The 6,000-nt window shown below is 69.3% G+C and carries 6 protein-coding genes; 5 read left to right on the top strand and 1 reads right to left on the bottom strand.

From position 1 onward, the window contains the following. Positions 1–351 precede the first annotated feature (351 nt). Genes IT306_23315 through IT306_23300 form a run of 4 tightly spaced genes read left to right on the top strand, consistent with a single transcriptional unit; the run spans position 352 to position 3,535 of the window. Positions 352–759 carry a hypothetical protein gene (locus IT306_23315; protein ID MCC7371367.1) on the top strand — a complete coding sequence of 136 codons (408 nt, stop codon included), beginning with the start codon at positions 352–354 and terminating at the stop codon, positions 757–759. 55 nt (positions 760–814) lie between these two features. Then, positions 815–2,056, top strand: a complete 1,242-nt coding sequence (locus IT306_23310; GenBank protein MCC7371366.1) for an aconitase X catalytic domain-containing protein — start codon at positions 815–817, stop codon at positions 2,054–2,056. 26 nt (positions 2,057–2,082) lie between these two features. After that, positions 2,083–2,511, top strand: a complete 429-nt coding sequence (locus tag IT306_23305) for a DUF126 domain-containing protein (GenBank protein ID MCC7371365.1) — start codon at positions 2,083–2,085, stop codon at positions 2,509–2,511. A 52-nt stretch (positions 2,512–2,563) separates the two neighbouring features. After that, a complete protein-coding gene (locus IT306_23300; protein MCC7371364.1) occupies positions 2,564–3,535 on the top strand; it encodes an ABC transporter substrate-binding protein in 972 nt (323 codons plus the stop codon). Between the two features lie 344 nt (positions 3,536–3,879). Here IT306_23300 and IT306_23295 read toward each other — a convergent pair whose 3' ends face one another. Beyond that, positions 3,880–5,049, bottom strand: coding sequence for an ArsA family ATPase (locus IT306_23295; protein ID MCC7371363.1), 1,170 nt, complete (start codon positions 5,047–5,049; stop codon positions 3,880–3,882). Positions 5,050–5,272: 223 nt separating this feature from the next. On the opposite strand from IT306_23295, the gene IT306_23290 reads away from it, so the two are divergent. Then, positions 5,273–5,647: an MmcQ/YjbR family DNA-binding protein gene (locus IT306_23290; protein MCC7371362.1), complete on the top strand. Its 375-nt coding sequence runs from the start codon at positions 5,273–5,275 to the stop codon at positions 5,645–5,647. Positions 5,648–6,000: the final 353 nt, after the last annotated feature.

Genomic DNA, 6,000 nt, shown 5'->3' with positions numbered 1-6,000 from the left:
TGATGCTGCTACCAGTGCAATCGTATGTTGAGCGCGTCGTGCCGCCGCGTCGGGGCTTGAAAGCCCCGCCTACGATCCTGCAGTCGCTGCGCGACGCTCCAGTCGCACCAGTGCCTGCCGTTCCCGGCGGCCGTCGCGCAGCGACTGCATGCGTGTAGGCGGGGGTTTCAACCCCCGACTGCGCGCCTCGTCGCGCTTCGGGAACACCAGCGAACATGCAATCGCCCTGCGGGGGCGGCGCTCGGTCGTGCGGGGGCGCGCGGGCGCCGGCTACACTCCCCGCAGGCGATCACTCTTGGAAGACACCTGGCGGTGAAGTAGATGCCCCAACGTCGGCGGTCAGGTTTCCGCGTGCGTCAGTCCGCCGGCGGGCCGCCCACCCCCACCGCCGGGCGCTGGTTGCCGCTGGCGTTGTGGATCGGGGCCGCCATCTGGCTCCTGCTGCTGCTGGTCGGCTTCTTCGCGCCGGGCGGCTGGACCTGGGGCATGGCCGGCCCCATCGGCCACATCGAGAACTACATGATCTCGTTGTGGTTCGTCGGGCTGGTGGTCGCACCGGCCCTGGCCGCGCGCGATCCCCTCGGTCGGACCACGACCATTCAGGTCTACCTGCTCGCGGTCCTCGCCGTGATCGCCAGCACGTTCCGTGGCGAGCCGCTCAAGTGGATCGCCGATGGCCCGCCGCTGGTGGTCGCGGCGCTGTGCATCGCGGCCGTCATCGTGACCCATCCAGCGCGGCGCACGTTGCGCCAGTGGTAGCCCGCCGCCCGGGGCCGGGCGGCACGATCCTCGTGCGAATGGAGAGATCAGCCCGATGCGACTCAACGACGACGAACGGGCCATGCTCGCAGGCGAGCGTGGTGAGGCCGTTCGCCGCGCCTTACAGCTTCAGATGACGGTCGGAGAGTTCTTCGGAGCGGCGGACTTCGTGCCCATCGACTCGGCCCACATGATGGCCGAGATCGAGTCGATGGGCGAGCCGTGCCTGGAGTGGGTCGAGGAGATGGCCGGGCTCGGCGGACAGGCGGTGGTGCCCGTCACCTCGAATCCCCGCAGCGTTGACGTGGCGATGTGGGAGGCGTTGGGACAGGATGAGCGGCAGGTGCGCCTGGAGCTGCGGCTCACCCAGGCGTTGCGGAAGCTCGGCGTCCTGACCCTGGATACCTGCATCAACTATCAGACCGTCTCGCCGCCGCGCTTCGGGGAGCACGTGGCCTGGGGCGACACCGGCACCGTCATTTTCGCCAACGCCGTCGCCGGGGCGCGCTCCAACTTCGAAGGCGGCCCGGTCGCGCTGGCGGCGGCCCTGACCGGCCGCACGGCCCGCTACGGCTACCACCTGCCCGAGCAGCGGCTGGGAACGGTCCTGGTGCAGTTGCGGGAGCAGCCGGCCTGTACCAGCGATTGGGGTGCGCTCGGCTGCTGGATCGGCCGGCAGGTCAGCGACTACTGGCAGGTGCCGGTTGTCGCCGGGCTGGAGGTCCAGCCGACCGTCGATCAGTTGAAGCAGCTCGGGGCGACGCTCGCCAGCTACGGCTCGCTGGCGATGTTCCACCTCGTCGGCGTGACGCCCGAGGCCCGGACCGTCGAAGAGGCGTTCGGCGGACGCCAGCCGGGCCGCACGCTGACCGTCGAGCCGGGCACGCTGCGGGCCGTCTACCAGACGTTCCAGCCAGAGCGGAAGCGCCCGGACCTTGTTGCGTTCACGGCGCCGCAGCTCTCGATTGTCGAGCTGCGCGACATGGCCCGCCTGCTGGGGGGCCGCACCGTCCACCCGGACGTGAAGCTGCTCATCACCACGAACTACCAGAACCGGGCAGCCGCCGACCATCTCGGGTACTCAGACACGATTCTGGCGGCGGGCGGCTTGCTGATCAGCGGGGCTTGCTACTACCTGATGACGGCCCGCGAGCTGGCCGAGAAGCACGGCTGGCGGACCATCGTCACCGACTCGGCCAAGCTGGCGAACATCATCCCTGGCTACGGCTACAACTCGGTCTTCCGCCCGACGGAGGTCTGCGTCGAGGCGGCGGTGCGTGGAGAGCTGCCGTGGTGAACGTGCGCGGCGAAGCGGGGGACACGATGACGCAGGATGGGGAGATCGTGCTGCGCGGGCACCCGGGCATCGGGCCGCGCGTCGAGGGCGAGGCGCTGGTCTCGCACCAGGGCTTCAGCGCCCGCTACGACCTCAATCGCAAAACGGGGGTCTTCTCGCGCGAGGCCCACGACCTGTACGGCCAGAGCATCGTCGGGAAGGTGCTCGTCCACACGACGGCAAAGGGCGGCGTGGCGACAGCCTGGGCGCTGCTCGACATGCGCGCGCAGGGCACGGCCCCGCTGGGGATCATCTTCCAGACGGCGAACCCGATCATGGCGCAGGGGGCGGCGTTGGCCGAGCTGCCGTTGATGGACCGGCTGGACCCGGACCCGTTGAGCGTCATCGAGAGCGGCGACTGGCTGGTGGTCGATCCGCCGGCCGGCGAGGTCCGCGTCCGGAAGCGCAAGGGGTAGGATGGCGGTCACGGGAGGTGGGGATTCCCCGAGGGTTTCTCGGCGGCGGGCTTTGCCGCTGCTGCTCGGCGGGGCGGCCGGCCTCGCGGCGCTCACGGCCTGCCAGCCGGCCCGGCTCGTGCGGCGCGATCCATCCCGCAGGCTGGTGCTGCGGATGAACATCTACGGCACCGCGCCGTATGCGCCGCTGCTCCAGATGCGTGAGCGTCGCCTGCTCGAAGACGCCATCCCGGGCATGTGGGTCGAGTGGAAGGTGATCCCACCGGCCGAGGCCGTCAACGAAGCCCTGCGAGACGGCGGCATCGACATTGCCTGCGGGCCGCCGACGGCCTTCTATCTGGCCCGTGAGGCCGACCTTCCCGTCCGGGTGCTGGGCGGCGTGTCGGCGGTGCCGTGCGCCGTGGTCGGGCGGCCGGGGCTGCGGTCGCTGGGCTCGATCAAGCCACGCGACCGGATCGCGGTGCCCGAAGAGTCGAGTCTGGAGACGGCCGTCCTGCAGCTGGCGGCCCTGCGCGAGCTTGGCGACGCCCGGGCGCTCGACGGCAACCTGGTCTACCGTCCCCACTCGGAGGCCTTGCCGGCCCTCAAGCAGGGGAAGGAGTTCGCGGCGCACGTCGGGGTGACGCCGTTTCTGGAGCTGGAGCTCGAGGGGACTGGCCCCGAGCGGTTGGTCGACGGTCGCGACCTGTTCGGCGGGCTGCCCTCGACGGCGATCGTCTACGCGTTGCCGGCGCTCAGGGAGCGGGCTGGTCCCCTGGTCGATGCGTTCACCGAGATGCTGACGGAAGGGGCGCGGCTGGCCGCCGCCGATCCTGTCGGCGCCGCCCGGCTGCTCTCCGAGACCGAGGACTTGCGGATCGCGCCCGAACGGCTCGGGGCGCTGCTGGAGCGCTCGGGCTGGCAGCCCGGCGCGCGGCCGCGTGGCATCACCCGGATCGCCGAGCTGTGGCAGCTGACCGGTCGGCTGCGCCAGACCCCAACCAGCTGGTCGGAGCTGGCCTTCGACGGCGTTGTCGGCAGCTAGAGCGCGGGTCGAGGGCCGAGGGTCGAGGGTCGAGGGTCGAGGAAGGGTACAATCTGACTTGCGCGGCTGCCACGTAGCAAACACGCAACTCCCCATGTCATCCTGAGCGTAGCGAAGGACCTCACCCGCTGACGCGAGCGTTGACGGTCGGCGGGTGATGCACACGCTGATGTTCGGTGGGTGTTGGGAGCGCTAACGCTCGGAGAGTGACACGCGCGTTGACGGTCAGCGGGTGAGATCCTTCGCTACGCTCAGGATGACAACTGGAACTTGCACGCTTTCACCGCGACCCGCGACCCGCGACCCGCGACCCGCGACCCGCGACCCACGGCCCGCGACCCACGTCAGGAGGCGCGCTCGAACCTGATCCGCAGCGTCTCGTTCTCGAAGCTTGCGCCGCGCGTCTGCAACCCGACCAGCGTCCGCGGCAGGATCAGGCTGCGCCGGTGCTGCCCGACCTGCACCATCAGCTCGTCGCCCATGTGCACGAGGTTGACCTCGCCCTTCTGCACGAACGGCAGCGGCAGATTCAGCACGTACCCCTGGGCGGTCCGCTCGATGGTCTGCGTGCGGCCCCGGAAGAAGACCGACGCCGGGTCGTCACGGCCGAACAGCGCCTCGCCCATCTCGTTCAGGCGCTCCAAGCCGACGACCTCGTCGCGGAAGAGCGGCAGCTCCTTGATCGGGACCGGCGCGAACCGCTCCTCGACCATCGCGCGGTGGCGAGACTGGGTCTGCTTCCAGTCCGCAAAGTAGCTGTCCGCGACCGTGTCCGGAATGATCCGATTCAGCACGATCAGGTCGCTCGGGTAGCCGAACAGGTTGAAGTAGCTCCAGGTCCGCTGCGCCTCGCGGATCACCATCTTCTCGGGGTTGGTGACCAGCCGCACGGAGGTCAGTTCGGGATCGGTCAGCATCTTGTTGAGCCGGTCAAGCTGGCCGAACAGCTCCTGTACGGTGTCGTACACATCGTCCGTGGGCATCGGCATGCCGGTGGTGGCCCGGACGATGGGCCGCATCACCCCGACGGCAGCCCGCTGGATCGGCATGATCTTCTCGACCCACCAGCGGCCGATCTCCGGGAAGCTCAGCAGGCGGAGCGTCTCGCCGGTCGGCGCGCAGTCCACCACGATGACGTCGTAGTCGCCGCTCTCACGGTGACGGTTGATCCAGAGCAGGTTCGCCAGCTCCTCCATGCCCGGCAAGACGCTGACCTCGTCCGCGACGATGTCATCGACCTGCCGCCAGGCCAGCAGCGAGCGCAGCCACTCCTGAATGCGCCCCCAGTGCGTGCGGAGGTTGTGGTAGACGTCCGTCTCCTGCGCCCACAGGTTCGGCGCGATCAGCTTCGGCTCGGGGCCGAGCGGCACGTCCAGGCTGTCAGCGAGGCTGTGCGCGAGATCCGTGCTCATCACGATGGTGCGGTAGCCTTGTTGGGCAGCCCGGGCCGCCGTGGCCGCCGATACCGAGGTCTTCCCAACGCCGCCCTTGCCGGTGTAGAGGATGATCCGCATGAGGATGGGCTCCTGGGCGGCGCCCGTTCGCCGAGGGGCGGCCGTCCCGATGCTGTCGAGGCTCACTGTGCGGTTATAGGCTCCGGGGCCGCCGGGCAGACAATGATTCAGATCGCAGCGCCGTCCATGGTCCGACTGGCCATGCAAACGCCAGAGTTCTACATTTCGTCAGGCAGGACGATGTCGTACAGTGAGGCTCGGACCTTTTCCGCAGAGGTGCAAGATGGTGACTGCTGACGATGCCCGGGAGATGGCGCTTAGCTTCCCTGGCACGGAGGAGCGCAGTCACTTCGGCGCCGCCGACTTCCGCGTGCGCGGCAAGATCTACGCGACGCTCCCCAGCGCCGACCGGCTGGTCGTGTGGATCGACCCGAACGACCAGTCCACGTTGCTCTCGACCTTCCCGACGACGTTCGAGAAGGCGGCCGGCTCCTGGGGGCTGCGCGGCTGGACGAACGTCCGGCTCGGGTTGGTGGACCCGGATATGCTGCTCGATCTGCTGATCGAGAGCTGGCGGCGACAGGCCGGCAAGCGGGCTGTCGAGGCGTTCGAGGACGAGCGGCGACGGCAGGCCAGCCTCGCCGAGCCGGCCCACTGACGCCGACGTTTCCAGCGTCGGCAGGCGGTGCGCCAGGAGCGCCGTCGATCTCATCAGCGCGCCGCCCTCAACCCCGACGCCGCTGCACGACGAGACCGTCCTGCGACCTCGTCGGGGACTGAAGTCCCCGCCTACACGCATTCAGTCGCTGTGCGACGGTCGTCGGGAACGGCAGGCACTGGTGCGACTGGAGCGTCGCGCAGCGACTGCAGGATCGTAGGCGGGGCATTCAAGCCCCGACGCCGCTGCACGACGACATCAGCAGGCAATCGTCCTGGCGCTGCCCTCGCTATCGTTGACAGCTTCGCCGGACGAACACTAGAATATTGAGTCGTCAGGTCAACAATTCCGCG

Source organism: Chloroflexota bacterium, assembly GCA_020850535.1.
Lineage (GTDB): Bacteria > Chloroflexota > UBA6077 > UBA6077 > JACCZL01 > JADZEM01.
The sequence above is the reverse complement of the archived record's forward strand: the minus strand, read 5'-3'. Positions and strand labels throughout refer to the sequence as shown.